Annotated in this window: 23 protein-coding genes and 1 tRNA gene; 13 read left to right on the top strand and 11 right to left on the bottom strand. The window is 65.2% G+C overall.

The annotated features are described in order from the left end of the window. Window positions 1–120 precede the first annotated feature (120 nt). From ASG75_RS13360 to rsmD, 3 genes are read right to left on the bottom strand one after another with little or no spacing between them, the layout of a single operon-like run. Window positions 121–624: a hypothetical protein gene (locus tag ASG75_RS13360; RefSeq protein ID WP_056390351.1), complete on the bottom strand. Its 504-nt coding sequence runs from the start codon at window positions 622–624 to the stop codon at window positions 121–123. Further along, the gene (gene coaD / locus ASG75_RS13355) at window positions 617–1,168 is read right to left on the bottom strand and encodes a pantetheine-phosphate adenylyltransferase (protein WP_235580237.1); all 552 of its coding nucleotides are present in this window, start codon (window positions 1,166–1,168) and stop codon (window positions 617–619) included. The genes ASG75_RS13360 and coaD overlap by 8 nt, the downstream gene beginning before the upstream one ends. A gap of 28 nt (window positions 1,169–1,196) precedes the next feature. Beyond that, the gene (gene rsmD / locus ASG75_RS13350) at window positions 1,197–1,778 is read right to left on the bottom strand and encodes a 16S rRNA (guanine(966)-N(2))-methyltransferase RsmD (protein ID WP_056390346.1); all 582 of its coding nucleotides are present in this window, start codon (window positions 1,776–1,778) and stop codon (window positions 1,197–1,199) included. A gap of 89 nt (window positions 1,779–1,867) precedes the next feature. Between rsmD and ftsY the strand changes: the two genes are divergently transcribed. The 5 genes from ftsY to ASG75_RS13325 all read left to right on the top strand — a co-directional run bounded on the left by ftsY (window position 1,868) and on the right by ASG75_RS13325 (window position 5,646). Next, on the top strand, window positions 1,868–3,007 hold the full coding sequence (gene ftsY, locus ASG75_RS13345) for a signal recognition particle-docking protein FtsY (protein WP_082547615.1): 1,140 nt from the start codon (window positions 1,868–1,870) through the stop codon (window positions 3,005–3,007). 23 nt (window positions 3,008–3,030) lie between these two features. Then, window positions 3,031–4,098, top strand: coding sequence for an AsmA family protein (locus tag ASG75_RS13340; RefSeq protein ID WP_056390343.1), 1,068 nt, complete (start codon window positions 3,031–3,033; stop codon window positions 4,096–4,098). Further along, window positions 4,095–5,156, top strand: a complete 1,062-nt coding sequence (gene mutY / locus ASG75_RS13335; RefSeq protein WP_056390341.1) for an A/G-specific adenine glycosylase — start codon at window positions 4,095–4,097, stop codon at window positions 5,154–5,156. Before ASG75_RS13340 ends, mutY begins: the two co-directional genes overlap by 4 nt. Before the next feature lie 53 nt (window positions 5,157–5,209). Then, on the top strand, window positions 5,210–5,488 hold the full coding sequence (locus ASG75_RS13330) for an oxidative damage protection protein (protein ID WP_056390339.1): 279 nt from the start codon (window positions 5,210–5,212) through the stop codon (window positions 5,486–5,488). An 82-nt stretch (window positions 5,489–5,570) separates the two neighbouring features. Further along, window positions 5,571–5,646, top strand: a tRNA-Phe gene (locus ASG75_RS13325). Between the two features lie 260 nt (window positions 5,647–5,906). Here ASG75_RS13325 and ASG75_RS13320 read toward each other — a convergent pair. Together ASG75_RS13320 and ASG75_RS13315 are read right to left on the bottom strand one after the other, a co-directional pair. Further along, window positions 5,907–6,830: a PD-(D/E)XK nuclease family protein gene (locus tag ASG75_RS13320; protein WP_056390336.1), complete on the bottom strand. Its 924-nt coding sequence runs from the start codon at window positions 6,828–6,830 to the stop codon at window positions 5,907–5,909. Window positions 6,831–6,924: 94 nt separating this feature from the next. Then, on the bottom strand, window positions 6,925–7,848 hold the full coding sequence (locus tag ASG75_RS13315) for a hypothetical protein (protein WP_056390333.1): 924 nt from the start codon (window positions 7,846–7,848) through the stop codon (window positions 6,925–6,927). A gap of 253 nt (window positions 7,849–8,101) precedes the next feature. On the opposite strand from ASG75_RS13315, the gene ASG75_RS16060 reads away from it, so the two are divergent. After that, on the top strand, window positions 8,102–8,923 hold the full coding sequence (locus ASG75_RS16060; protein WP_082547614.1) for a hypothetical protein: 822 nt from the start codon (window positions 8,102–8,104) through the stop codon (window positions 8,921–8,923). A gap of 366 nt (window positions 8,924–9,289) precedes the next feature. Here the strand turns inward: ASG75_RS16060 and ASG75_RS13305 are convergent, their stop codons facing one another. Continuing rightward, window positions 9,290–10,033, bottom strand: a complete 744-nt coding sequence (locus ASG75_RS13305; RefSeq protein ID WP_056390328.1) for an SDR family oxidoreductase — start codon at window positions 10,031–10,033, stop codon at window positions 9,290–9,292. A gap of 98 nt (window positions 10,034–10,131) precedes the next feature. Between ASG75_RS13305 and ASG75_RS13300 the strand changes: the two genes are divergently transcribed. From ASG75_RS13300 to ASG75_RS13290, 4 genes are all read left to right on the top strand, one after another. After that, window positions 10,132–11,028, top strand: coding sequence for an AraC family transcriptional regulator (locus ASG75_RS13300; protein ID WP_200935709.1), 897 nt, complete (start codon window positions 10,132–10,134; stop codon window positions 11,026–11,028). Window positions 11,029–11,367: 339 nt separating this feature from the next. After that, window positions 11,368–11,802: a hypothetical protein gene (locus ASG75_RS16400; RefSeq protein WP_157616981.1), complete on the top strand. Its 435-nt coding sequence runs from the start codon at window positions 11,368–11,370 to the stop codon at window positions 11,800–11,802. Between the two features lie 253 nt (window positions 11,803–12,055). Beyond that, on the top strand, window positions 12,056–12,334 hold the full coding sequence (locus ASG75_RS13295) for a hypothetical protein (RefSeq protein ID WP_056390319.1): 279 nt from the start codon (window positions 12,056–12,058) through the stop codon (window positions 12,332–12,334). A 128-nt stretch (window positions 12,335–12,462) separates the two neighbouring features. After that, complete coding sequence (locus ASG75_RS13290) at window positions 12,463–13,389, top strand: LysM domain-containing protein (RefSeq protein WP_056390315.1); 927 nt, start codon at window positions 12,463–12,465, stop codon at window positions 13,387–13,389. A gap of 8 nt (window positions 13,390–13,397) precedes the next feature. Here the strand turns inward: ASG75_RS13290 and ASG75_RS13285 are convergent, their stop codons facing one another. Next, window positions 13,398–15,110: a serine/threonine-protein kinase gene (locus tag ASG75_RS13285; protein ID WP_056390312.1), complete on the bottom strand. Its 1,713-nt coding sequence runs from the start codon at window positions 15,108–15,110 to the stop codon at window positions 13,398–13,400. Then, complete coding sequence (locus tag ASG75_RS13280) at window positions 15,107–15,559, bottom strand: FHA domain-containing protein (RefSeq protein ID WP_082547613.1); 453 nt, start codon at window positions 15,557–15,559, stop codon at window positions 15,107–15,109. The genes ASG75_RS13285 and ASG75_RS13280 overlap by 4 nt, the downstream gene beginning before the upstream one ends. A gap of 284 nt (window positions 15,560–15,843) precedes the next feature. On the opposite strand from ASG75_RS13280, the gene ASG75_RS13275 reads away from it, so the two are divergent. Then, on the top strand, window positions 15,844–16,278 hold the full coding sequence (locus ASG75_RS13275) for a PepSY domain-containing protein (RefSeq protein ID WP_056390306.1): 435 nt from the start codon (window positions 15,844–15,846) through the stop codon (window positions 16,276–16,278). A 78-nt stretch (window positions 16,279–16,356) separates the two neighbouring features. Here ASG75_RS13275 and ASG75_RS13270 read toward each other — a convergent pair whose 3' ends face one another. After that, window positions 16,357–17,469: a glycosyltransferase family 9 protein gene (locus ASG75_RS13270; RefSeq protein ID WP_235580236.1), complete on the bottom strand. Its 1,113-nt coding sequence runs from the start codon at window positions 17,467–17,469 to the stop codon at window positions 16,357–16,359. A gap of 661 nt (window positions 17,470–18,130) precedes the next feature. Here ASG75_RS13270 and ASG75_RS13265 point away from each other — a divergent pair. Further along, entirely contained in the window at window positions 18,131–19,783 is a 1,653-nt protein-coding gene (locus ASG75_RS13265; RefSeq protein WP_056390301.1) for a M28 family metallopeptidase, read from the top strand. 60 nt (window positions 19,784–19,843) lie between these two features. Here ASG75_RS13265 and ASG75_RS13260 read toward each other — a convergent pair whose 3' ends face one another. Further along, on the bottom strand, window positions 19,844–20,722 hold the full coding sequence (locus tag ASG75_RS13260; protein WP_235580235.1) for an alpha/beta hydrolase-fold protein: 879 nt from the start codon (window positions 20,720–20,722) through the stop codon (window positions 19,844–19,846). 185 nt (window positions 20,723–20,907) lie between these two features. Beyond that, window positions 20,908–22,530, bottom strand: a complete 1,623-nt coding sequence (locus ASG75_RS13255; RefSeq protein WP_056390297.1) for an alpha-glucosidase family protein — start codon at window positions 22,528–22,530, stop codon at window positions 20,908–20,910. Between the two features lie 434 nt (window positions 22,531–22,964). Here ASG75_RS13255 and ASG75_RS13250 point away from each other — a divergent pair, with 434 nt between their 5' ends. Beyond that, window positions 22,965–25,859 carry a TonB-dependent receptor gene (locus ASG75_RS13250; RefSeq protein ID WP_056390293.1) on the top strand — a complete coding sequence of 965 codons (2,895 nt, stop codon included), beginning with the start codon at window positions 22,965–22,967 and terminating at the stop codon, window positions 25,857–25,859. The last annotated feature ends 114 nt before the right edge of the window (window positions 25,860–25,973 follow it).

Raw genomic sequence — 25,973 nt, 5'->3', positions numbered from 1 at the left:
CCTGGGGAGAGCGTGCCGGTGCGCTGGCGACCTCGCAGCGACCAAGCATCCAGCGCCCTCGTGCAAGGCCGAGGGCGCTGCTGCGGAGCTGCGCCGGCGCCGCCGGCGCGGCGACCGCGCTTACATCGCGACGAAACGGACCGTGGCGCCGGTCGGCTTCAGCACGTCGTCGACACGCTGCTGGTCGGCCTGGTCGCCGATGAACAGGATGATCACGTCCTTGAACGAACCGGGCTTGGCATCCTTGAACGCCTCGGCCACCAGGTCGGCGGTCTTGGCCGAATCCGGACCGGCGAACACCAGCATGTTGCCCGGCAGCACGCCGCGCGCGACGGTGTCCTGCACGTTCGACAACTGGCGGCCACGACCGGCCACGGCTTCCTCGGAATCACCGGCCGGCACCAGGTACGGGTACGGACGGTCGGCCTTCATGCCCTGCATGTTGTTCTGCACGATCTGGCCGAGATAGGCGTTCCACGCCTTGGTGTCGTTCGGATCAGTCGGCTTGGTCGCCTGCTGGCTGGCCTGCTGGCCCGCCTGCTGGCTGTCATCGTGTTTGCCGCAGGCGCTCAGGGCCAGGCTGGCGACCAGCGCGACGACAGCAATGAGAGCGAACTTACGCATGGTTATCACCTTCCGTTTCGGGTTGCTTGTTGTGGCCGGTCCGGCCCTTCTGCCAGCGCTGCCGCATGGCCTGTTGTACCGCCGGATGCACGAAACCGGAAATATCCCCGCCGAGGCGGCCGATCTCGCGCACCAGCGACGAGGAGATAAAACTGTATTGTTCCGCCGGCGTCAGGAACAGCGTCTCCGCCTGCGGGATCAGATGCCGGTTCATGCTGGCCAGCTGGAACTCGTATTCGAAGTCCGACACCGCGCGCAGCCCGCGAATGATCACGCCGGCGCCGATCTGCTCGACGAAGGTGGCCAGCAGGCAGTCGAAACCGCGCACCTCCACGTTCGGCAGGTCGGCCAGCGCCAGCCGCGCCAGGGTGATCCGCTCGCCGATGCTGAAGCCGGGTCCCTTGCTGGAACTGTCGGCCACCGCCACCACCACCTTGTCGAACAGCGGCGCGGCCCGCGTCACCAGGTCGGTATGACCGTTGGTGATCGGATCGAAGGTTCCCGGATAGACAGCCAGGCGCGGATTGCCCAAAGTTTTGCTCACGAGACAGACACGGCGGATGGTATTGACCCTAGCTTAACGGAAGCGCGCGCCGATAGAGCGCAAAACACACCTCGCCGGCCTGCCCTTCGCGGTGCAACTGCCAGTTCGGCGGCAGCACCGGCGCATCGCCGCGCGGCGATTCCACGTAGACCCACCCCTGCGCAGTCAGCCAGCCGCCTTGCTCCAGCTGCCGCGCCAGCGCCGGCCACAGGTCCAGTGCGAACGGCGGGTCGAGGAAGACCAGGTCGTACGGTTGTGCCGCGCCCTGCAGGAACAGGCCCGCGTCGAGCGCCGTCACCTGGCCGGCGTCGGCCTTGAGTCGCGCCAGGTTCGCGCGCAGCGCCTGCGCAGCGCGCGCGTCGCGCTCGACGAACTGCACGCCGGCCGCGCCGCGCGACAGCGCCTCGACGCCGAGTGCGCCGGTGCCCGCGCACAGATCCAGGCAACGTGCGCCGTCGATCACCGGCGCCAGCCAGTTGAACAACGTCTCGCGCACCCGCTCGGGGGTGGGCCGCAGACCCGGCAGCTCCGGCACGTCGAGCCGCGAATTGCGCAGGCTGCCGCCGATGATGCGGATCCGCCCCGCCGCGGTCTTGCGCCCGCCGCTCATGCGGCCGCGGCCCCAGCGACCGGACCCTCAGCGGCCAGTACAGATTGGAGTGTTAGCATGCCGCCCATTGTCTTTGAATCACGGCCGCAATGCTCAAATTCTGGAAGAAAAAACCTGCCGGCAAGGAAGCGCAGCAAGCCGACGCCAAGGCACCTGCCGACGCCAGCGTGCCGGAAAGCGGCGACCCGACGCTGCACGAAGCACTGGCGGAAATTCCCGCGCCCGCCGAAACCCAGCCCGAAACCGAGCGCTTCGTGGCGCCGGTCAGCAAACCCGTCGCCGAAGAACCGGCGCCGACCATACGCGGCTGGCGCGAACGGTTGTCCGGCAATGTATTCGCGCGCAGCCTCGGCTCGCTGTTCGTGCGCAACCCCAAGCTCGACGACGACCTGCTCGACGAACTGGAAACCACCCTGATCACCGCCGACGTCGGCGTCGAGGCCAGCACCGAGCTGGTCGAGGGTCTGCGCAAGCGCATGCACAAGCGCGAGTTCGCCGACGCCCCCGCCTTGCTGGCCGCCCTGCGTCAGGAGTTGATCGCGCTGTTGAAGCCGGTCGAGCAGCCGCTCGACGTGCGCGGCAAGCAGCCGTTCGTGGTGCTGGTGGTGGGCATCAACGGCGCCGGCAAGACCACCACCATCGGCAAGCTGGCCCGCCGCTGGCGCGACGAAAGGCGCGCGGTGATGCTGGCCGCCGGCGATACCTTCCGCGCCGCCGCGGTCGAGCAGCTGAAGACCTGGGGCGAACGCAACCAGGTGCCGGTGATCTCGCAAGGCCAGGACGCCGACTCCGCCAGCGTGATCTTCGACGCGCTGCAGGCGGCGCGCTCGCGCGGCACCGACGTGCTGATCGCCGACACCGCCGGCCGGTTGCATACCCAGGGCGGCCTGATGGACGAACTGGGCAAGATCGCCCGCGTGCTGAAGAAGCTCGACGCCGACGCGCCGCACGAGGTGCTGATGGTGATCGACGGCACCACCGGCCAGAACGCGATCAACCAGGTGCGCCAGTTCCGCCAAATCGTCGGCGTCACCGGCCTGGTCGTGACCAAGCTCGACGGCACCGCCAAGGGCGGCGTGGTGTTTGCGCTGGCGCGCGAGTTCGGCCTGCCGATCCGTTTCGTCGGCCTGGGCGAAACCGCCACCGACCTGCGGGCGTTCGAGGCGGCGGCCTTCGTCGACGGCCTGCTGCCGGCCAGCCTCGGCGGCGAGGCGCAAGGCCATGACTGAACCACGCAGGCGAGGTTGAACGCATGTCGCGCCGACTGCGGCTGATCCTGCTGGCACTTGGCGGCTTCGTGCTGGCAGTGGTGCTCGCGGCGGTGGTCGCCGTCTACCTGCTGCTGCAGCCGGAGCGCTTCACCCGCATGCTGCAGACCCAGGCGCGCACCGCCGGGCTCGAACTGAACCTGGCCAGCCCGGCCAGCCCGACCCTGTTCCCGCGGCCGGCGCTGGACCTGGATGGCATCACACTCAATGCCGAAGGCGCCGGTGCGCCGATCCTGCTGGCCGCGCACGGGCAGCTGGTCTTGCCATGGCATACCGTGCTTGGCGGCCCCACGGTGATCTCGCAACTGCAGATCGAATCGCCCCGGGTCGACCTCGACGCGCTGCAGGAATGGCTCGCCGCCCTGCCCGCGCAACCCGAGGACGCGCCGCCGAACATCCCGCGCATCGACACCGGCGTCAGCATCAGCCACGGCAGCGTGGTGCGCGGCAACGAGGTGCTGCTCGGCAACGTCTCGCTCGAAGCCGGCAGCCTGATTTCCGGCCGGCCATTCCCGCTCGGCCTGTCCGCCGTCACCGCCGCGGGCACGCCGCTGCAACTGCGGCTGTCCGCCACGCCGCGCATCGAAGGCAACGCGCTGCAGTTGAACAACATCACCCTGCACCTGTCGCAAGGCAGCGCGATGACGCTCGCGCTCACCGGCAATGCGCGCTGGCACGGCGCCGCCGATGCCGCCGCCAGCCTTGCCGGCAAGCTCGACCAGGCCAGCGCCGGCCAATACGACATCTCGCTGCTGCTGACCCCCGCCGACCAGAGCAACCCGCTGCTGCTCGCGCTGAAACTCGACGGCCCCGCCAACCACGCCGACCTGCGCCTGCCGCCGCTGGCGCTGGCCCACTGGTGGAGCCAGCTGGGCGATCCGCAAGGGCCGCAACTGAGCGTGCCGCCGGGCAGCGGCCACGCGGAAATCGCCAAGCTCGAAGCCGGCGGCATCAGCATCGAAGGTCTCACCATCCGCGCCGGCGACGCCGTGCCCGCACCGGCCGGCACGGCAGCCGCACCGGCGAAACCCGCCGCCAGCAAGCAACCATGAGCGCGCCCCTGGCCACCCGCCTGCTGCGCTGGTTCGACCGGCACGGCCGCAAGGACCTGCCGTGGCAACACGCGCTCGATGATGGCCGGCGCGACGCCTATCGCGTGTGGCTGTCCGAGGTGATGCTGCAGCAGACCCAGGTTGCCACCGTGGTCGGCTACTTCGAGCGCTTCGTCAACGCGCTGCCCACCCTGCGCGACCTTGCCGCCGCCGACGAGGACACCGTGCTGGCGCTGTGGTCCGGGCTCGGCTATTACCGCCGCGCGCGCTTCCTGCATCGCACCGCGCAGCTCTGCGTCGAACGGCACGGCGGCGAACTGCCGCGCGACTTCGCCGCGTTGATCGCGCTGCCCGGCATCGGCCGCTCCACCGCTGGTGCGATCCTGGCGCAGGCGCACGGCCTGCGCTTCGCCATCCTCGACGGCAACGTCAAGCGCGTGCTGACCCGCTACCACGGTATCCACGGCCATCCCGGCGAAAGCGCGGTGGAGAAGCAACTGTGGCAACACGCCGAAGCGCACACGCCGGAGGTCCGCGTCGCCGACTACACCCAGGCGATCATGGATCTCGGTGCGACGCTATGCACGCGCTCGCGCCCACGTTGCGCGGACTGTCCGCTGGCCGCCGACTGCATCGCCCATCGCGACGACCTCACCACGCAACTGCCCAGCCGCAAGCCGCCCAAATCCATTCCCACCCGCGCCACCGTGATGCTGATCCTGCGCGACCGCCACGGCCGCGTGCTGCTGGAACGACGCGGTCCGCAAGGCGTGTGGTCCGGCCTGTGGAGCCTGCCCGAAGCGAGCGACCCGGACGGCGCCTGGCGCATCGCGCAGCAGCACGCGCAGATCGACGACGCGCAGGCGCTCGCCTCATTCACCCACGTGTTCAGCCATTACCGGCTCGACATCGAGCCGCTGCTGTTCGATCGCGCGACAGCACAGCGCGGCATCGCCGATAATCCGCAATTGCGCTGGTGCAGCGCCGTCGAACTCGACGCACTCGGCCTGCCCGCACCGGTGCGCAGCCTCTTGCTGCAGATCAACGACAACGCCTGAGCCGATCCGCAAGCTGCACTCACCACTACGGTGCCCCCACCAGGATTCGAACCATGAGCCGTACCATCCACTGCGCCAAGCTCGGCATCGACGCCGAAGGCCTCGACTTCGCCCCCTGGCCCGGCCCGCTCGGCCAGCGCATCTACGCCGAGATATCCAAGCCCGCATGGCAACAGTGGCTGGCCCACCAGACCACGCTGATCAACGAATACCGGCTCAATCCGCTCGACCCGAAGTCGCGCAAATACCTCGGCGAACAGATGGAGAAATTCCTGTTCGGCGGCGACTTCGCCCAGGCCGCCGGCTTCACTCCGCCCGACCACGAGTCTTGACGAAACGCCGCGCATTCGGTCTAATGCGCGGCTCCACGCATCATCGACAACCCTCGCGGTCGTCCCTGATCGCCAGGTTCCCGGCCGGGTAGCTCAGTTGGTAGAGCAGGGGATTGAAAATCCCCGTGTCGGCGGTTCGATTCCGTCCCCGGCCACCATTTTTATGGCGATAAAACAAAGATTTAGCCCACTTCTCGAATTTTCGGAAAGTGGGCCTTTTCTTTTGTGGGTTACGTTTGGGTTACGGTCAAAACAGCTGACTGGGGACTTAAAAGTGATCGACGAAATTTTTTCCCCGCTCGACGAATTAGCCCCTGCTGGGCGTAATAATCCCCTGTTCGACGAATGCTCGACGAATATTGACGCTCTGCAAACCTGTGCTCGAACATGCCGACAGCGCATTTAGACGGCCATTTCATCAGGTGAAAAACTTGGCATATACGCCAAGCCGCTGCATGGTGGCAAAGGCTTCATCTAATGCTGCGATCTGCGGCGCTAAAGGCGTCTTATAATCCAGTGGGGGCACCCGAATGGCCAGCGACCCATATTGCCCCGTGGTGATCGGCACGACGTCCGGTGGAAGCTGCCCCACCCGCTGCACGATGTCTGCCTGGCTGAACCCGAAAAGACCCAGCTCAACGGAACCGCCGATGGAGCCACGCTTCATCTTGTGGTTCAGCCGGATACGCGCCGGCCACCCTTCCACCCAAAGGATGATCCAGTGGCCCTGCCCGCCTCGTTCGCCGGGCGGGTTCATCCGCAGGTTGGGTTGGGTGCGGCATAGGTACGCGAAATAATCTCGATGAAAAGCGGTCACCACATCGTTAACCACTTTCGTGTAACCGCGCCGGCCTTGCTTCACAGCCTCATCTATGACTCGCTTGCGCCAGGCCGAATGGGCATCATTCTGTTGTGAAAACCAATCAGCGATCCGCTCGTAGGCAATCCGACCCACGTATTGCGAGTGCTCAGCCAAGCCGTCGAGATAAGTCTGCGGTGCGCACATGCAGGTGACATAGCGATCGAACCACCCGTCCGCGATCCCTTGTGCCCCTCGGCGGTGATAGCGCAGGTCCTGCTCGTGCTGTTCCGACGCAGCGACCTTGTTCTCGATCAGCACACCAACCCGCTCACTCCCCACCTTCACGCGGAGCAAGACGTCGGTTTCGCCGTCTGCGTTGTGGACACTGTGCCAAACACCGTCGAACGTGGCGCCGTCCAGTTCCAACTGTTCACACCACCAAGCAACGAATGCTGGGCTGGCGTGCAGCTGTTCCAGGAGCAAGAGATCGATGTCGCGCTCCTGCACAGCGGTTATGACGGGCATTTGGTCCAGAGTCATGGCATCAGGGCCAGGGCCAAATCAGTAAAGTCAGCAACAGCATTGAATGAACAACCATGTTGGCGCCCCATGTCCTTGGTGACCCGATTGACGCCTATTGCTTGTTGATGGCGTCAATCGCCGCTTCGTTCTTCTGGATGTCGTTCGACAGTTGCGCGAGGTTGCTTTCCACCTTGGCTCGCGTCGTTGCGTAGCGTTGCCGTTCCTTCGCCAGGCGATCACATCCGTCGATGCTGGCAGAGGCAGAACACGGGCTGTTGGCGAGCCCCTTATCAAACTCAGATAAGTGTTCACTCCCCTGTTGAAGCACCTGGTCGACTTGAAACTTGATCTGCCCCATCTGGAAGGCAAGCTGCCCGATACGAAAGCGCACCTGGCCTGCAGGGTAATCTTGGTGCTTGGCCTCCAGATCCTGCATGAGACCATGGTCTTTCCGGGCAGCCTCCACCAGTTGTTCTTCCTGGTGCCGCGCGATTTCGGGGCCTTGCGTGCTTGATAGGATACGAGTGTTGTATGCGCTCAATGCCTGCGTGAGTTCCGAAACGCGCTTGACGTCCTCGGCTATCTGCTTGGCCCGGTCCTGGAGTTGCCGCCGCTGTTTCCCGACCTCAACCAACGCGTTTATCGTTGCGTCGAACTCTTGGGACTTAGCGGGCGAGAAATGTGCATTGCCTCCGGGCATCGCCAAGTCGATCCCCGCGTCTGAAACCTGGCCACTGACGTTGCGCGCCAGACTCAACAATTCGTTGGCTTTCATTGTGAGCACCAGCGAGTGCCCGTTCGCATCCACGGTCCCACCCGTGATGCTGATGTCCGTGCGCTCCGCCTGGCCATTGGGCTTGACCTGGATGAGAACCATGCTCCCCATCACCTGCTGACTTTGGCTCTCGGTGAGTTGGAGCAACGCAGCGCCGTGGTCATCGCGTGCCATATACGTGCCCGACAGGTTCTGCGACGAACATCCGGCCATACTCAACAGAGCGAGAACGCCCATCCATCGCATTGTGCTCTTCATCATTTCATCCCCTCCTTACTCGGACGTCAGTGGCGTCCCGCCTCATCCGATGTGGCGTCATCGGCGAAATCGGACCTTTAAGTTTGTGAGGCTTATGCCACTGGTCTATCACCGCATGATACGCAGCAACCATGCTAGATCGTAACCGCCAGCTAGCCAGGAGCCCCCAGCCTAAATCTAATGAGAAGAGCCTTTTCGAATGAATCAGCGAGTGCGGATGGCGTAGCATGATGCCAACTTACTTTTTGGCATCGCTATGTCACGCTTCTCGGAACGCAACGGACTGTATCCGCCCGATGCTGAAATCACCGCAAGACACGAGGCGCCCGAAGCTCTGCGCGCGACGCTCATCGGCTTGGCCTATCGGTCAGGTTTGAAACCCAGCGACTTGCGGCGGCTCGTGTGCGACGCTCTTTTCCTCGCACCCGACGCCAATAACTGGAGCGAGACGCCAAATATTGATGAGGAAGTTCGCGGCTATTTGCGAGATTGCGATTGGTTTCATGCCTACGACATCATCGAAATCATCTATAGATACCTAGTGACTCACCCGAACATAGGCGCTTTTCTTGGGGATGTCAGTGGTCTACACGGACACGCTCTGTTTGAAGGCGAGCTCAATCGTTACTTTCGTTTTTCAGGCCTGGGGTGGCAGCTCAGTAACGGAATCATCGAGTATCGAGGTACGGAAGTCTTTGAGGACACCTTGCAAGATGCTGCCAAGCAACTTAACGCGGTCAATCGGCACACATCTGCATACGAACTCCACGAAGCCATCCGTGACTTGTCGCGTCGCCCAGAACCCGATGTAACAGGAGCCATCCAACATGCGATGGCTGCATTGGAGTGTGTGGCGCGCGACGTTGGCGAGTCAAAAGACACGCTGGGAACGATTGTTTCCCGACGCCGCGACCTTTTTCCTGCACCACTGGATATCGTGGTCGAGAAAGCTTGGGGATGGAGTTCAAATTTCGGACGGCATCTGCAAGAGGGCAAATCGCCATCTATAGAAGAAGCGGAATTGTTGGTTGGCATCAGCGGTTCCCTATGCCGGTATTTCGCGAGCAAGCTCAAATAGAAGGCGGGTGCCGGAACCAACCGGCAGCGTCATGTGGAAACCACTCCATTGCCCCAGATTTTTCATCCCTTGCTCGACGAACGATCGATGGAAACGATCACGAAAAATCTTTGGGTAACGTTTGGTAAACGGTAAACCGTGCGTTTCTGTGCCGCCAAGTGCAGGCAGGTGCCCAAGCAGCCCTTGTGCCAAGCCGATCGCGTCGTTGCGTAGCGCTGCTGTTCCTTCGCCAGACCATCACACCCGTCAGTGCGCGCAGAGCCAGCGCACGGGCTGTCAGGGATGCTCCACGCGACTGCACTGAGAACAGACTGCCATATGCCGAGGCAGGGACGACGACACCGGTGCCCGGCACCGCCCCGTCGCTTATCTTGACTGAGCCAGCGCCACCGCGTCAGCGCCGGCGGGAAACCGTAGTTGTCCCGACACATCGTTCGCGGCACACCATACCGCTTCGGCCACATCGGACTCTTTCGTTAGTACCGTCGGCTGCCCGAACGCAGCAAAGATGGGGGCCGCGAAGGGGGCGTAGGCTTCCGGAATCAGACCTTCCATTCGCGCTCCGCCATTGCTCGTGAAACGTGTCGTCGGGCCGTAACCGGGCTCAACCAGTTTGGCGTGAATGTTGAAGTATTCGAGTTCGAACGCCAGAGAACCGGTGAACCCCTCGATTGCCGCCTTGCTCGCGGTGTAAGCAGCCGCCAGCGGCATCCGCGCCAGAGTTGCGCTCGATGTCACGTTTACCACCACGCCCGATTTCCGCGCACGGAATTGCGGCAATACCGCCTGCGTCATCGCCATGACGCCAAAGGTGTTGGTCTCGAACACCTCGCGCACCGTGGACATCGACGTGGCCTCGAAGGCCCCGACGACCCCGATGCCTGCGTTGTTGACGAGAACATCAATGGGCCCGCACGCCGCGATCGCAGCCGCGATGCTCTCGGGTTGCGTGACGTCGAGCGCCAGAACACGGAGTCGGTCCGAGCGGGGCAGAGCATCTTCGCGCGGCGTTCGCATGGTGGCGACTACCTGCCAACCCTGCGCGTGGAAATAGCGGGCGATCTCGAGCCCGTAGCCGGAAGAACAGCCTGTAATGAGGACCGTTTTCATCGTTGGTTTCCTTGGGTTTGGTGTGATGGTCACGATAGCGGCGACGCACTGGACGCTCTACCATGAAGCGTCCGAATTTCACTCGTGAGCGTCCAACCATGAATGATCCCCTCTCGGAAATCATCGCCCTGCTTCAGCCCCGCACGGTGTTTTCGAAGACCATCAGCGGCGCTGGCCGTTGGGGTGTCCGTTACTCGAACTTCGGTCAACCGAGCTTCTGTGCCGTTATCGAGGGGAGTTGCCTGCTCGCCGTCGACGGCCACCCCACGCTCACACTTGAAGCAGGCGACTTCGTGCTCCTGCCGGCGACGCCGGGCTTCACCATGTCCGGGTTCGAGCCGGTGACGCCCGAGCGAATCGATCCGAAGGTGACGCCCGCACCAACAGGCGAAGTTCGTCACGGCACACGCGGCGGAAAACCGGATGTCCGACTGCTCGGCGGCTATTTCGTCTTCGATTCGCCCGATGCGGGTGTGCTGGTGTCTCTGCTGCCTGCGGTGGTGCATGTGCGCGGCGTCGAGAGGCTCACGGTGCTGGTACGACTTGTCGGGGAGGAATCGAGTGGACTCAGACCAGGCCGGGACCTCGTGCTCGGGCGCCTTGTGGAGGTTCTGCTGATCGAAGCGCTGCGGACGACTTCGGGCGAGGATGCGCCTCCGGGGTTACTGCGCGGCTTGGCCGATGCCCGACTCGCACCAGCAATGAAGCAGATGCACGGACAGGTTGCGCGATCCTGGACGATGGCCCAACTGGCGAAAAAAGCCGCGCTCTCGCGTTCGGCGTTCTTCAAGCGCTTCACGCGCACCGTGGGGCTGCCGCCGATGGAATACCTGCTTGCTTGGCGCATGGTGGTCGCAAAGGATCTGCTTCGACGCCACGACATCGGGCTCACCGAAGTTGCCGAACGCGTCGGCTACAGTTCGGCAAGCACTTTCAGCGCCGCGTTCAACCGGCACGTGGGCCAGCCTCCCAGTCGCTACGCGAGAGAAAGTTAGAGCTTCTTGGCGCGGGGCCGCACGAGCGTCTGCTTTCGTGCTCTCGCCGCCGCTTCCGGTGGTACGAATGGGCGAGCCTGCAGCATGCAGCCGGACCGACCGGCAAGCCACTCGCCACGAACGGCAGTCCGCAGGTTACGGCCGTGGCACCTGACCGTTTTGGGTCACTCGTCGACAACTTTTGTATCGTCGATCATCCATCGGCAGGGGCGGATGGTGTTCCGCTGCGCAGATCCAGGCAACGCCTGCACCGGCTCGCCACGGGAAAATCGGGCCTGCCAAAATCCGGGGTCTGCGCCCCCAGACCCACCATCCCGGGCCGTTCCGCACCGAGGCGCAGTGCGCATCGCTACCATGCTCAACTCGCGATATTGCGTGATGATGATCACAATTGCAGGCATTGGCACGGATGCTGCTTTGCCATGCATCGAACCACTTTGGGTTCTCTTTCGAGAAGCCGCCATGGATGAAGATCTCAAGCAGGACATCGCGGGCAGTACACAGCGGCTGTTAGCCGACCGGCTGCGGCAGCGATACGCAAGATGCCGCAAGACATTGGCAAGCTACGCCGTCAGCGCGGCCGAAGCACCACTTGCCGCGACCATAGCGCCGTTCCGTCTCAGCGTCGTGCAGAAGGCCCCGGCATCCCCGCAGCGACGCCCGACGGGTTCGGGTGAACGATTCGCCACACTTTTTTCGCAAGCCTACAGCGCTGCACGCGATTCGCAGGGCAACGCCCCGCGCCGTTGCCTCGTCGCGACAGGCAACCGGTGACGGCCTGAGCCGTCGGTTCCGCGGCGAGTGCAGCACCTTGCCGCGATCTGTCATCGCCGCTGCCCGATCCCGATCAACCGCACGCGCTGTCCGGCGTTTCGTCCTGGTCCGAATCCGGGCGGGCTGACACCGGCACCACACGAAGGTACCGCTGCCGGCGCGCAGGCATCGCCGGCGCCGAACGCGCTGCGTCTGCGCCACAGCGCGCCGACGTGCGAAAATCGGGGCACCCATCGATAGTGTCCCTAACTTCATGCCCACCCAGAAATACGACTTCCGCCAGTTCCAGGAAGAGCTCGCCAAGCTCGAACGCAAGGTTGAAAAGCAGCTGCCGGCCAAGCCACTCGGCAAGAAGGCCGCGGCGGCGCAGCGGCTGGCGATGGCGCGGGAGGAGTTCCTCGCACTGCGCAAGCGGCACGAGCTGAGCGTGGCGGACGTGGTGGCGTTCTTCCCCGAGGAGGAAGGCATTGCCTACCTGCAGCAGCTGATCGTGGCGGCGCAGGCGAAGCCCCGGCGCACGCGCAAGTCGTAGGTGCGCCGCTCCGTGTCTCAAACTGTGCGGCCACCCCGCAGCAGTCCCGCTGACCGAAGCTATACTGCGCTGCCGACGGTGCGCTCCACCCTTCCGGGACGGATGCTGCAACAGGGGACTGCCGGACGATGAACATGCAAATCGACATCCACGCACTGCCGCCTGGCGCCAGCGACCGGCAACCGCGAATTCGGGCGGTGTTGGTTGCCGTGGCCCTGGCTACGCTGGGCGTGGGCGGCTGCGCTCCGTTGCGCGGTGGGCATTCCACGGTGGTGGTCACTCCGTCGCAGTCGTCGACGGCATCGCCTGCGTCGTCGGCGGGAACGTCCCGGCAGCCTTCGCTGGCTGCGATCATCCGCAACCAGCTTCAGCTTGGCCACTACGCCGAGGGCGAGACAGCGTTGCGGCAGTACCTGAAACAGCACCCGGGCGACCGCGCGGCGCAGGCCATGCTGCGCCAGCTCACCGCCGATCCCCGCCAGGCGCTGGGCGAACGCTGGCGCGCGCACGTCGTGCAGCCGGGCGACTCCTACAGCACCCTGGCCGGCCGCTATCTTGGCGACCCGAGCCGGTTCCTGATCCTGGCCCGTTACAACGGCTCGACCAATCCCTCGATGCTGCGCGCCGGCGAGACGCTGCACATGCCGCTGTCTGCCGCAACCGACACCGCGGCTGCGGGCGCGATGCCGGCCGCCACCACGATGCCGACGGCGATCGTGCGCGGCACCGAATCGCCGGCGGCAGAAGCGCGCCGGCTGCAGAGCGAAAGCGTGTCCCTGCTCGGCCAGGGGCACAAGGATCAGGCGCTCGCCCGCCTTGATCAGGCGCTGGCCATCGACCCGCAATTGAAGCCGGCCGGAGCTGGGGCGACGGCGCTGCGAACGCAGCTGCTGGACTCGTACCACGAGCGCGCGATCGTGCTGTACCGCGACCAGCAACTGGACCAGGCCATCGCGCTGTGGGATCGGGTGCTGACGATCGCGCCGGACTACGAGCCGGCCATCGTCTACCGTACCCGGGCACTCGAACTCAAGCAGCGGCTGAAGCAGTACTGACCTGCGGCTCAGGCCTCGCCGCCACCACCTTCATCGGCCGTCACCGACATGATCCGCGTCGGCCGCGTCACGTCCACACCGGCGCTTGCCGGCGCGGACGGCTCCCCGGACCGGTGTTGCCGGGCCTGCAGCGCGCCGTTCATCAGGTTGAAGGTGGCGAACAGCCGACCCAATTCATCGCGGCGGGTCAACCGGATCCGATGGCGAAAGTCGCCACGCGCCACCCGCAGCAGCGCATCGCCAAGCAGGTTCAGCGTATTGAGCGGCCGGCGGAACAGCCAATAGGCCGCACCGACGACGGCCGCCAGGGTCAGCACCAGCACGATGGCGATCACCCACAGCGTGGTCCGTTGCGCCGCGCGCAAGGCCGCATTGCTGATCCCCAGGCGCAGGTCACCCACCACCTTCGCCTGGTAATGGATGGGCACGTCGAACAGCAGCATCCCGCCCTGCGCCGGGTCGCCTGCGGTGCGGCTGAGATAGCTCTGGATATCGCCCGATCGCGGCAGGTATTCCATTCCCTGTGGAGCGGGCAGCTTGCGGCCGACTTCCTCTTGCTGCGTGCTGGCGATGACGTCGCCTGCGCGATCGGCGATCGCCAGGTAGTGGATCTGCTGGTTGCGCGAGACGTCCGTGACCAGGGCGCGGGTGGCGGCGTGATCGTCGAGCAGCAGGTTCTCGGCCGATTCGCTGGCGATCATGCGGCCCATCGAGCTGCCGAAATCCAGCGCCACCCCGCTCACCGCGGCGCTCTGCTTGGCGTAGATCGCCGCCAGCCCCAGCATCAGCACCAGGCTCAGGATGGCGCCCAGGCTGCTGGCCCAGCGCAGGCGCAATGAAATGATGCGGGTCGCCAACGGATTTTCGCGCGCGCGCTCGTACTCGCGCGCCGCCAGGCGCAGGTCGTCGATGACCTCCGCGCCGCGCTGGTAGCGCGACTCCGCCGTGGGCGCCAGCAAGGTGCGCACGATGCTGATCAAAATCGACGGCGTCGCCGGATCGCGCGGCCGGATCGGCGGGCGCGGCGAGCGCAGGCGCTTCCTGACCAGTTGTTGCACGTTGCCGATGTCCGGCCACGGCAGCTTGCCGGTGACCAGCCAGTACAGCACCACGCCCAGCGAGAACAGGTCGCTGCGCGCGTCGGCCCGTTCGCCACGCAGGCGCTCCAGTGCCATGTAGGCCGGCGTGCCGCCGATTTCCGCGGGCAGCCCGTCGGCGTCACGCGGCGAGCCGCGGCGTTCGGCGATGCCGAAGTCGCTGATCTTGGCGTAGCCCCAGCCATCGGTCAGCATGATGTTCTCGGGCTTGACGTCATGGTGGAGGACGCCACGGGCATGCGCATAGTCGAGCGCGGCAGCGAGCTGCCCCACCAGGTCGATGATCACCGGCAGCGACGGAAACCCCTCGCGGGCGACCGCGCTGGCGAGTGTCTCGCCCGAAAGGCGCTCCATCGCGATGTACGAGCGGCCATCGTCGGTCTCGCCGACGTCGAAGATCGTGACGATGTGCGGATGGGTCAGGTGGCCGGCCGCGCGCGCCTCGATCCGGAACCGGCGCCGATAGGCGGGATCGGCGGCAACCTCCCGGTGCAGGCACTTGATCGCCACCTTGCGCTCGATGCCCGGATCGAAACCGGCGTAGACGACAGCCATCGCGCCTTCGCCGAGGATGCCCTCGATGCGATAGCGGCCGACCTGCTGCGGGATGGGGCTCTCGCTCACGGCGACCCGAGGAACCGCCATGCCAGCACGCCCAGAGCGCCGAGCACGGCAAGCAGCAAGATTGCGCCGATCCAGCGCCGGAATGCGGGTTTCGGCAGGCCGGGCTCACGGGTCAGGAACACGAACTCCGCCTGCCCCAGCCGGATGTGATCGCCGTGACGCAGGGCCGCCTCGTGGATGCGCCGGTCGTTCACGAACGTGCCGTTGGTGGACAGCGTGTTCACGATGACGCAGCGACCTTGCTGGTTGGTGATCCAGGCATGGTTGCCGGATACGCTGAGGTCGTCGACGACGATCTCGTTGTCGCCCCGGCGGCCGATGGCCTGCCGGCCCGGGCGAAGGGTGAAGCGGCGCCCCTCGATGCCGGGGCTGCTGCCTTCCAGCACCGGTTCATGCGCGCTGATCCGGCCATCCGCCCCGTCCGCGGCATCGCTGATGTACTGCCGCAATGCCTCGGTGGAAAAAAGCCGGGTGCCCTGCGGTCCCGAAGATCGTTCGCCGGAGCGGAACGGTGCCTGACCACGATCGCTCATCGAAACCCCACGCCTCCGAACCAGTCCGAACTATAACCAACTGGAGAAAACCCGGCACGGTCGAGGACGTCCAAGCCGGAAATCGTTGACGCAAAAGTCACATGCCTGAACGGCAGCCGGCGGCGACGGTCCGTGTTCACCGCAGGTTGAATTGGCCTGCTCAAGACTCGGGCCTTCCACAGGCAACGAGGTGCTCCCCTATGACGAACAAGCTCGCTTCACTGACTTTCACCCTGGCGCTGGGGACGCTGGCGCTGGGAGTCTCCGGCGCCGCGACGGCGCAGCAAGCCATGACCGAACCGCAAGTGCAGGGCCAACTCACCGCGCAAGGCTATACCAAGGTGCACGACCTGAAGTTCAAGGACGGCATGTGGTACGCCGAGGCGAAGAGCGCGAACGGCGACCGGGTGGATCTGCGCATCGACGCGAGAACCGGTCAGGTGTACCCGGACGAGCAGGTGTCGCAGCTGAGCAAGCAGGACGTGCGCGCGTCGCTGGAAACCCAGGGCTATACGCACGTGCGCGACGTGGAGTTCGAGAACGGCATGTGGAAGGCCAAGGCCGACAATCCCGCCGGCAACCACGTCAAGCTGAAGATCGACGCCACCAGCGGCAAGGTGGTCGGTACTTACTGAGTCTGGCAAGTGAACGCCGGTACATGGGCGGGCGGAGCACGCATCCCGCGTGCCGCTTCCCCATGTATCAGCCGCGCCCTACAAGCTGCATGCCATCAGCGGCAGCGTGGATTGCCGCTCGGCCGGCAAGGTCAGGGCAAGCCACGCCGAAACCATGCCGGCCACCTGGGCCGCGCTCATGCCGCCGGTATCGATGGCCGTGTTGCTGCGCCCATACGGGCGATATTTCGACGAACTGGTCACCGAGAACAGGCCGACAGTCGGGGTGCCGCTGGCAACGGCCAGATGCATCACACCACAGTCCGCGCTGATGAAGCCGTCCATGTTCGCGATCATCGAGGCCAGGCGGCGCAAGTCGCGCGTGTAGTAAGAAGGAAAATCTCCGCCAAGCTGTGCCTGACCGTGTTCCGCCACCACGTCCACGATCAGCAGGTTCGGCTGCGAGGCCAGCAGTGCATCGACAAATTCCGTCCACCATGTCTCGCCGTAACGCTTGGCACCCGTGGCATTGGCGAATATGCCGACAACCGGGCGTCCGGATGCTGGCTGCGTTCCACCGAGAACGGCGGCCAGCGCCTTGCCCGCCTGCTGCCGCTCGCCCTCGGACAGGCGCAAATTGAGCGTCTCGCACGGCCGGTCCACCTTCCCCGCGTACGCCGTACGCAGCAGAAACACGCTGCGATGCGCCAGATGATCCGGCCAAGACAGGCTGTGCCACAGCGAACCGGCATTCGCCCGGGCATCCGGAAAGCCGAGCTTGAAGCGAGCCTTGACGACGCCCAGCAACAGGCGACCGGACTGCGACCCATGGCACGCATCGATCGCCAGGTCGTAGGAGCTGCGCCGCAGTTGCCGCAGCAGCACGATCGTCTGCCACACGTGCCTGGCGATCTTTCGCGGCAGGCAGAAGACCTGACGCACCTGAAAGCGGTTGGTGAACAGCATCCGCGCTGCCTCGCCACCACTGACCAGATCGATCTCGGCCCCGGGATAGAGCGCCTCGACCTCGGCCAGCAGAGGGCTGATCAGCACTGCATTGCCGAGTCGATGATTGGGCCGGCAGATCAATACGCGATGGATGCCGCGCGTCGGCAACTGGCCAGGCTCGCACAGCTGCCTGCCCACGGCGGAAAACAGGCGACCAAAAAGCAGGGTGATGGCGCGATGCCGCAGCGCATCGCCGCGCCGCACCCTGGCATGGATGGATGGCTGCTCGCCTTGTGGCAGTTCGGCAACGTTATTCATCGAGTGATCGGTACCAGGAAGATTCCCGCAAGTTACGACAGCCCACCTTTCCTGGACCCTTCCCGAAATCGACAGGCATCACTCACGCTCCGGACTAACGCAATTCTCATGAACCCACGCCCCTCGCAATGATCGCGTCTCATTACGCAGCACCGCAGCACCATCCGTAACCGGTGTCATATGGACGGCCAAAAGGAAACGCCATGACGCGGCGCCGGATGGAGCTCTTCGCCGCCAGACATGCGCACGCTGCCTTCGTACAGTAGCGGTATTCCCTTAGTCGACCCTTAAGACACCTCGAACACCCCTTCCTCAAATTCGCCACCGCTGCAAAGCAGGAGGAGCCCTGCAACAGCGAAGCTGGCCATCCAGCGAAGCCTGACGCACTGGGTCCCTGCTTTCGCAGGGGTGACGGCAAAAAGCGGTGCATTTGAAGTGCCCTTGGCGATGTCCGAGCTATCAACCCATAAGCCGCGCCAAGCCGGCCGGACGTATAGCAAGCCTTGTCGCTCGACATGCCTCGGACCCAATGGCACGCCGCCCGGATGGACCGACGCACCTCGCCTCACTACTATCGACGGGTTCCTTCCCTCTACAGGTGACGCCCGTGAAGCGATTGCTCCTTTCCGCACTGATCATGGCCGCGTGTTCGGTCGCGCAGGCCGCCGACACACCGACCTTCAGCACCGAGCGGCTGTCCGCCGAAGTGAAGATGCTGTCCTCCGATGCCTTCGAGGGCCGCGGCCCGGCCACGCCGGCCGAGGCGAAGACCATCGACTACGTGGTGGCGCAGATGAAAGCCGCCGGGCTGCAACCCGGCGGCGACCTCAAGGACGGCAAGCGCAGCTGGACCCAGGCGGTGCCGCTGCGGCGCAGCCAGATCGTCGGCACGCCCGCGCTGAAACTGAGCCTGGGCGACAAGCATGAAGCGCTGACCCAGGGCGAGCAGATCGCCGTGCGCGCGCCGATGGACGGCTCCACCAGCGTGGCGATCGCGAACGCCCCGCTGGTGTTCGTGGGCTATGGCGTGACCGCGCCCGAGCGCAACTGGGACGACTTCAAGGGTATCGACCTGCACGGCAAGATCGCCGTGGTGCTGATCAACGATCCGGATTTCGAAACCGGCAAGGGCGACTTCGGCGGCAAGGCGATGACCTACTACGGCCGCTGGACCTACAAGTACGAGGAAGCCGCGCGCCGGGGCGCGCTGGGCATGCTGGTGATCCACGAAACCGCGCCGGCTTCGTACGGCTGGGCCACGGTGAAGAACTCCAACACCAACACCATGTTCGACATCGTGCGCGACAACCCGGCGGCGGTGCACCCGCAACTGGAAGGCTGGATCCAGCGCGACCTGGCGGTGCAGATGTTCAAGCACGCCGGGCTGGATTTCAACGCGCTGAAGCAGCAGGCGCAGACGCGCGACTTCAAACCGGTAGTGCTGAAGGGCGAGAGCCTGTCGGCGAACTTCAAGGTCGACTCCGGCGTGATCACCTCGCACAACATCGTCGGCCGCATCGAGGGCAGCAAGCACCCGGACGAAACCGTGATCTACAGCGCGCACTGGGATCATCTCGGCGTCGGCGCACCCGACGCCAACGGCGACCGCATCTACAACGGCGCGGTCGACAACGCCACCGGCACCGCGGCACTGATCGAAGTGGGCCGTGCCTTCGCGCAAGGGCCGAAACCCGAGCGTTCGGTGGTGTTCCTCAACGTCACCGCCGAAGAGAAGGGCCTGCTCGGCTCCGAGTACTACGCCGCCAATCCGCTGTACCCGCTGGCCACCACCGTGGGCGTGCTCAACATGGACGCGCTCGACCCGCACGGCCCGGCGCGCAACTTCACCATCTCCGGCAGCGCGAAGCTGGACTTGCTCGACGACCTGATCGCCGACGCGAAGAACTACGGCATGGTTTATTCGGCGGACCCCAAGCCGGAGGCCGGCCACTTCTTCCGCTCCGATCACTTCTCGTTCGCCAAGCGCGGCGTACCGGCGATCTCGTTCGGCTCCGGCAACGACTGGATCGACGGCGGCCTCGCAGCCGGCAAGGCGGCGGAAGACGACTACACCGCCAAACGCTATCACCAGCCCGACGACGAATGGCAGGCCAACTGGTCGTTCACCGGCATGGCGCGCGACCTGCAACTGCTCTACGCCGTCGGCCACGACCTGGCGAATTCCGACCAGTGGCCGAACTGGGGCAAGGATTCCGAATTCCGCGGCACCCGCGACACCAGCGCCGCCGAGCGGAAATAAGTTCGAGGCTCTTGCCATGCTCCTCCCCCTGCGTGCAGGGGGAGGAGCAACGGTGGCCAGTCAGTGCCGGCCGTAGGCCCAGCGCAGAAACACCGGCAGCATCCGTTTCCATGACGCCTGGTTGTGCACGCCACCGGGCAGCAGGAACAGCGTGGCGTCGGCATGACGCGACGGATGCTTCGCGACATCCATGTTGACCGTATAGCCAAGCTGCTTCAGCCCGCGCAGGCGAAAGCCGTCGGCGCCGCGATAGCCTTGCAGCAGGTCCTGCGTGTCGTCGACGGTATCGTTGATGCCGTCGCCGTCGCGATCCTTGGTTTCCTCCGCCGTACCCACCGCAAACCACATGCGCAAGCCTGCGCGCTTGCGACCGCGATCGACCATCGCCTGCGCCAGCCGCGTGTGCTGCACCACCGTGGTGCTGCCGCGATCCGCAGCGAGCCAGAACGAGGGCGAGAACGCGCCGACCTGGCCGAACACTTCCGGATACTGCCAGCCGAGATTGAACGCGTTCAATGCACCGAGCGACCAGCCCAGCATCGTGCGCCCGCGCGCGGACTGGCGCGTGCGGTAGTGCGCGTCCACATACGGCACCAGCGCCGTCGCGACCCAGGCGGAATAATCCTGCGCGCGCGTGCCGATCGGACCGATCGGCGAACCGCCGACCAAGCTGCGTGCCGCGGCGCGGTCGGACAGGCCGTAGCCGCTGGCGCGATCGGCGAGCATCCTGATCGCCACCACGATCACCGGCTGGATCGCCTTGTCCCGATACAGCTGCGCCAGGGTCGACTGCAGGCCGACAGCCTCCATGTCCTGGCCGTCGTTCGCGTACAGCACCGGATAGCGGCGGGCGGTCCGGCTGTAACCGGGCGGCAGGTAGATGGTGAGCTTGATTTTTTCCGGCGCGAACGCCGGCGCATCGAGCAGAAGGTGGAGCACCCCCTCATTCCGACTCTCCCCCCTAGCGTTGCCGGGAGAGAGGGCGCTTGCCTGCGGCAGCGCCGATGGATTCGCAGCCATCGTCGTTCCGGCCGACGCAGCCAGCAGCAGCGCTGCCACAAGACACGGCAGGCGCCGACACCGCGTCACGCCGGTTCCTTGTGTTCGCGCGGCAATGGCGAGTCTCACGCCACGCTGGCGAAGCAGGCGCCATAGCCAGGCAACTGCAGCTGGTTGCCGTGAAAATGGCCGGAAAGCAGGCCGTGCCCCTCCAGCGGATGCGCACTGCCGAATGCGGCAGGCAGGCGGATCTCGACTTCGGCGTCGGCCAGGTTGAACACGACCAGTATCGTTTGGCCGTCCAGACGGCGGGTGAACGCCAGCACCGGATCGACGGTGTCGATGAAGGCAATCTCGCCCCAGCGCAGCGCAGGCTGCGATTTGCGCCAATGCATGAAGTTGCGAAAACCGTTCAGCACCGAATGCGGATCGGCATCCTGCCGGCTCACCGCCAGCGCGCGGTGTTCCTGCGGCACCGGCAGCCACGGCATGCCGCGGCTGAAGCCGGCATGCGCGTCGGCCTCGTTCCACGGCATCGGCGTGCGGCAACCGTCGCGGCCCTTGAACTGCGGCCAGAACGCGATGCCGTAGGGATCCTGCAGCGATTCGTACGGCAGTTTGGCCTCGGTCAGGCCCAGTTCCTCGCCCTGATAGACGCACACCGAACCACGCAGCGAACAGACCATCGCGGTGAGCAGGTTGGCCAGTTGCGGCGAGGGCCGATCCCTGCCCCAGCGCGTCAGCACGCGCTCGACGTCGTGGTTGGAGATCGCCCAGCACGGCCAGCCGTCGGTCATCTGCGCTTCCAGCGCCTGCACCGTGCCGCGGATGTGCGCGGCGCTGAAGTCGTCGGTGAGCAGCTCGAAGCTGTAACCCATGTGCAGCCGGCCGGGGCGGGTGTACTCGGCCATCGTCGCCAGCGAATCCTCCGAGGAAATTTCGCCCAGCGTGGCCACGTCGGGGTAGCCGTCCATCAGCGCGCGCAGCTCGCCGAGGAAAGCCAGGTTCTCCGGCCGCGTGTTGTTGTAGTAGTGGTACTGGAACGCGTACGGGTTGTCCGGGCTGAAGCCGCGGCCCACGCGCTTCTCCTTCGGCTTGGGCGGGTTGTCGCGCAGCTCGCGGTCGTGGAAGCAGAAGTTGATCGCGTCCAGGCGGAAGCCGTCCACGCCCTTGTCCAGCCAGAAGCGCACGCTGTCGAGAATGGCCGCGCGCACGTCGGGATGATGGAAATTCAGGTCCGGCTGCGAGGCGAGGAAGTTGTGCAGGTAGTACTGGCCGCGGCGCGGCTCCCACTGCCAGGCCGAGCCGCCGAACAGCGACAGCCAGTTGTTCGGCGCGCTGCCGTCCTCGCGCGCGTCGGCCCACACGTACCAGTCGGCCTTCGGATTGTCGCGGTTCTCGCGGCTTTCCCTGAACCACGCATGCTCGATCGAGGTATGGCTGAGCACCTGGTCGATCATCACCTTCAGGCCGAGGCGATGCGCCTTCGCCAGCAGCGCGTCGAAGTCGGCCAGCGTGCCGAACAGCGGATCGACGTCGCGATAGTCGGCGATGTCGTAGCCGAAGTCCGCCATCGGCGAGCGGAAGAACGGCGCGATCCAGATCGCGTCCACACCGAGGCTGGCCACGTAGTCGAGCCGCTCGATGATGCCCGGCAGATCGCCCACGCCATCGCCATCGGTATCCAGGAAGCTGCGCGGATAGATCTGGTAGGTGACGGCTCCGCGCCACCAGGGTGCATCACTCATTTGAACATGTCCCCGCAGCATGAGGCGGGCACATTCGACGCCCGTCGTTGAATGCCGATCAGCTTAGCCGCAGCTTCGTTGCGACCAGCACGGATGTGCATACGTATTCATTCGTGCTGCAGTCGCGGCATGCCGCGTGCGCGGTGTGCCGGCGGTGGTTCATGCGTCACGCGCCAATGCCGAGTCGCACCGCGGCTCGCGCCGCTGGTACCCGCCTCCCGGACACGCGATGCTGCACTGCGATAAGCGCGCCGGGGCGCCCACCATGAATACGTATGCAGAAAATGCTTCGCTGCGGAAATGCCGGCCTACCATGCAAACACGCCGCCGAAAATCTCGACGGCGCACCTGCCGACGGTCGTCGCCGACGAAAGCGCGGGGGGAGTCCAACAACCGAGATCGACGGCGACACACCTTTTGTGGGAGGGGAGTACATGGTTCTGAAACATAACGTGCTGGCGATGGCGATTGCATCGGTGTGCCTTGGCGTCTGCGCCACGGCTTATGCCGGGACCGCACCCTCGGCCAGTCAGCAGCAGGACACGCAAGACCAGGCCCAGCCGTCGTCGACCGACAAGAACAGCAAAGACACCGACGGCAAGCACAAGACGAAGAAGCTGGAAGCCGTCGAGGTGAACGGCTTCGTCAGCAGCATCGAGAACTCCACCGCGCTCAAGCGCAATGCCAGCAGCATCGTCGAGGCGGTATCGGCCGAACAGGTCGGCAAGCTGCCCGGCGTGAGCATCGCCGATACCCTCGGCCGCCTGCCCGGCCTCGCCGTGCAGACCGTCAGCGGTCGCCCGCAGGTGCTGACCATCCACGGCCTCGGCCCGGATTTCTCCACCGCGCTGGTCAACGGCGGCCAGCAGGTTTCGACCTCGAACAACCGCGACGTGCAGTTCGACCAGTACCCGTCGAGCTGGTTCGACAACGTGGTGGTGCACCTGACCCCGCAGGCCAACCTGATCGGCCAGGGCCTCACCGGCACCGTCGACATGCACACCATCCGCCCGCTGGAAAAGAGCGGCCCCGAGGCGGCGCTGAATGCCCACTACATCTGGAACGACATGTCCCAGCTGGCGAGTGGCCCCGGCGTCAGCGACAAGGGCTACAATGTCAACGGCGTGTGGGTGCACCAGTTCGCCGACCACACCCTCGGCGTCACCCTGGGCGTGGACATGGAATCCAACCCCGCGCAGATCCAGCACCAGGCGCCATGGGGTTATCCGACCGACGCCAACGGCAACGCCGTGGTCGGCGGCGCGAAGAACTACGGCATCTCCGACACGATGAAGCGGCGCGGCGTGCTGGCCACCGTGCAGTGGCAGCCGAACGACTGGTACAACGGCGTCGTCGACCTCACCTACGACAACTTCAAGGAAGTGCAGCAGGCCAAGGGCATGGAGTTCCCGCTGTTCTGGGGCTCCGCGCAACTGCAGCCGGGCGGCACCGTGCAGAACGGCATGATCACCAACGGCACCTACGGCAGCGTCAAGCCGGTGATCCGCAACGACTACAACAGCACCAGCGCCCGGGTCTACAACTTCAACTGGGACAACAAGTTCACCATCAACGAGGACTGGACGGCCGACCTCGACGCGAACTACTCGCGCGCCACCCGCCGCGACATCAACCTCGAAAGCTACTCCGGCACCGGCTTCACTCCGGCCAACGGCGCCACCGACACCCTCGGCTTCGTCGAGCGCAGCAACGGGCTGCTCTACCTCACCCCGTCGCTGGACTACACCAACGGCGTCGTGCTGACCGATCCGCAGGGCTGGGGCGGCGGCAACGACGTGGTGCAGGCCGGCTTCATCAATGCGCCGCACACCGTGGACTACCTGGCCAACCTGCGCCTGAGCGCCGAGCGCAGCTTCTCCAGCGGTCCGTTCTCCAGCATGGAGTTCGGCGTGGCGCACAGCACCCGCGACAAGAGCTACCACATCGACCAGAGCTTCCTCACTTTGGGCGGTGGCACCATCAGCGGCGGTAACGCGGTCACCACCGCGCCGTTCAGCGGTACGTCGTGCTCCCCGCTGTCGTGGATGGGCATCGCCAACCAGCTCTGCTACAACCCGTTCGACCTGATCGACAACGGCACCTTGCAGCAGGTGCCTACCTTCGGCTCGTCGCTGGCGATGCCGCCGAACTGGAACGTGCGCGAAAAGACACTGACCCCGTACCTGCAGTTCAACCTCGACACCTACCTCGGCGGTGTCAGCCTGCGCGGCAACGTCGGCGTGCAGGCACAGCACACCTCGCAGCGTTCGACCGGCGAACGCGTGGCGCCGGGCAGCGCGATCACCGGCAACGCGATCACGCTGATCCCGGTGGTCGGCAGCACCAGCTATACCAAGGTCCTGCCCAGCGCCAACCTGATCTTCGGGTTCGGCGACAACGACGACCTGCGCGTCAGCGCCGCACGTACTTTGGCCCGCCCGCGCATGGATCAGATGAACGCCAGCCTGGGGGTGAGCGGTAACTTCACCCATCTGCAGAACACCGATCCGAGCCAGGCGTACTTCAGCGCCTCGGGCGGCAACGCCAAGCTCAAGCCGACCATGGCCGACAACTACAACGTCAGCTACGAGCACTACTTCTCCGGCGGCAACGGCTACGAGTGCAACGCCAGCGATGCGAAGAATTCGGACATTTGCCGCAGCGGCGGCGGTGGCTACATCGCGCTGTCGGGCTACTACCTCAAGCTGAAGGATTACATCAATCCGAACGCAGCCTTCCTGTACGACTTCAGCTCGTTCCTGCCGTTCGGCCTGACGCCGACGCAGCAGGCCCAGCTGGGCACGCCGCTGGGCATCGTCTCCGGTCCGACCAACGACGGCCACGGCTACGTGAAGGGCGGCCAGGTGACCTTGAACCTGCCGTTCAACCTGGTCACGCCGGCACTCGACGGCTTCGGCACGATCCTCACCGGCAACCGCACCAATAGCTCGCTGGTGTTCGCCGGCAACAGCACGCCGATCACCGTGCCGGGCCTGTCGAAGTGGGTCGCCAACGCCACGCTGTACTACCAGCACAGCGGCTTCGAGGCCCGCATCAGCGACAGCTACCGTTCGAGCTTCCTGGGCGAGGTGTCGGGCATCAGCGCGTCCCGCATCGAGCAGACCATCCAGGGCGGCAGCACCTACGATGCCCAGGTCAGCTACAGCATCGACAGCGGCAGCCTGAAGGGCCTGACCTTCATCGTGCAGGGCTCCAACCTGTCCAACAAGACCTTCATCACCTACCAGAACGACGACCCGCGCCAGGTGCTGACGTGGGAGCGTTACGGCCGCCGCTACGATATCGGCGTCTCGTACAAGTTCCAGTAAGTCGTATCGACATTACCTCCCCAGGGTGCCCCGCTGTGTGTTTTCCGGCGGGGCTTTTTTTTCATGATCCGCGCACCCGCAGCGACGGCGGCGCGGCAGCGAAGACAGGACGCC

The organism is Rhodanobacter sp. Soil772, from assembly GCF_001428385.1.
Lineage (GTDB): Bacteria > Pseudomonadota > Gammaproteobacteria > Xanthomonadales > Rhodanobacteraceae > Rhodanobacter.
The sequence above is the reverse complement of the archived record's forward strand: the minus strand, read 5'-3'. Positions and strand labels throughout refer to the sequence as shown.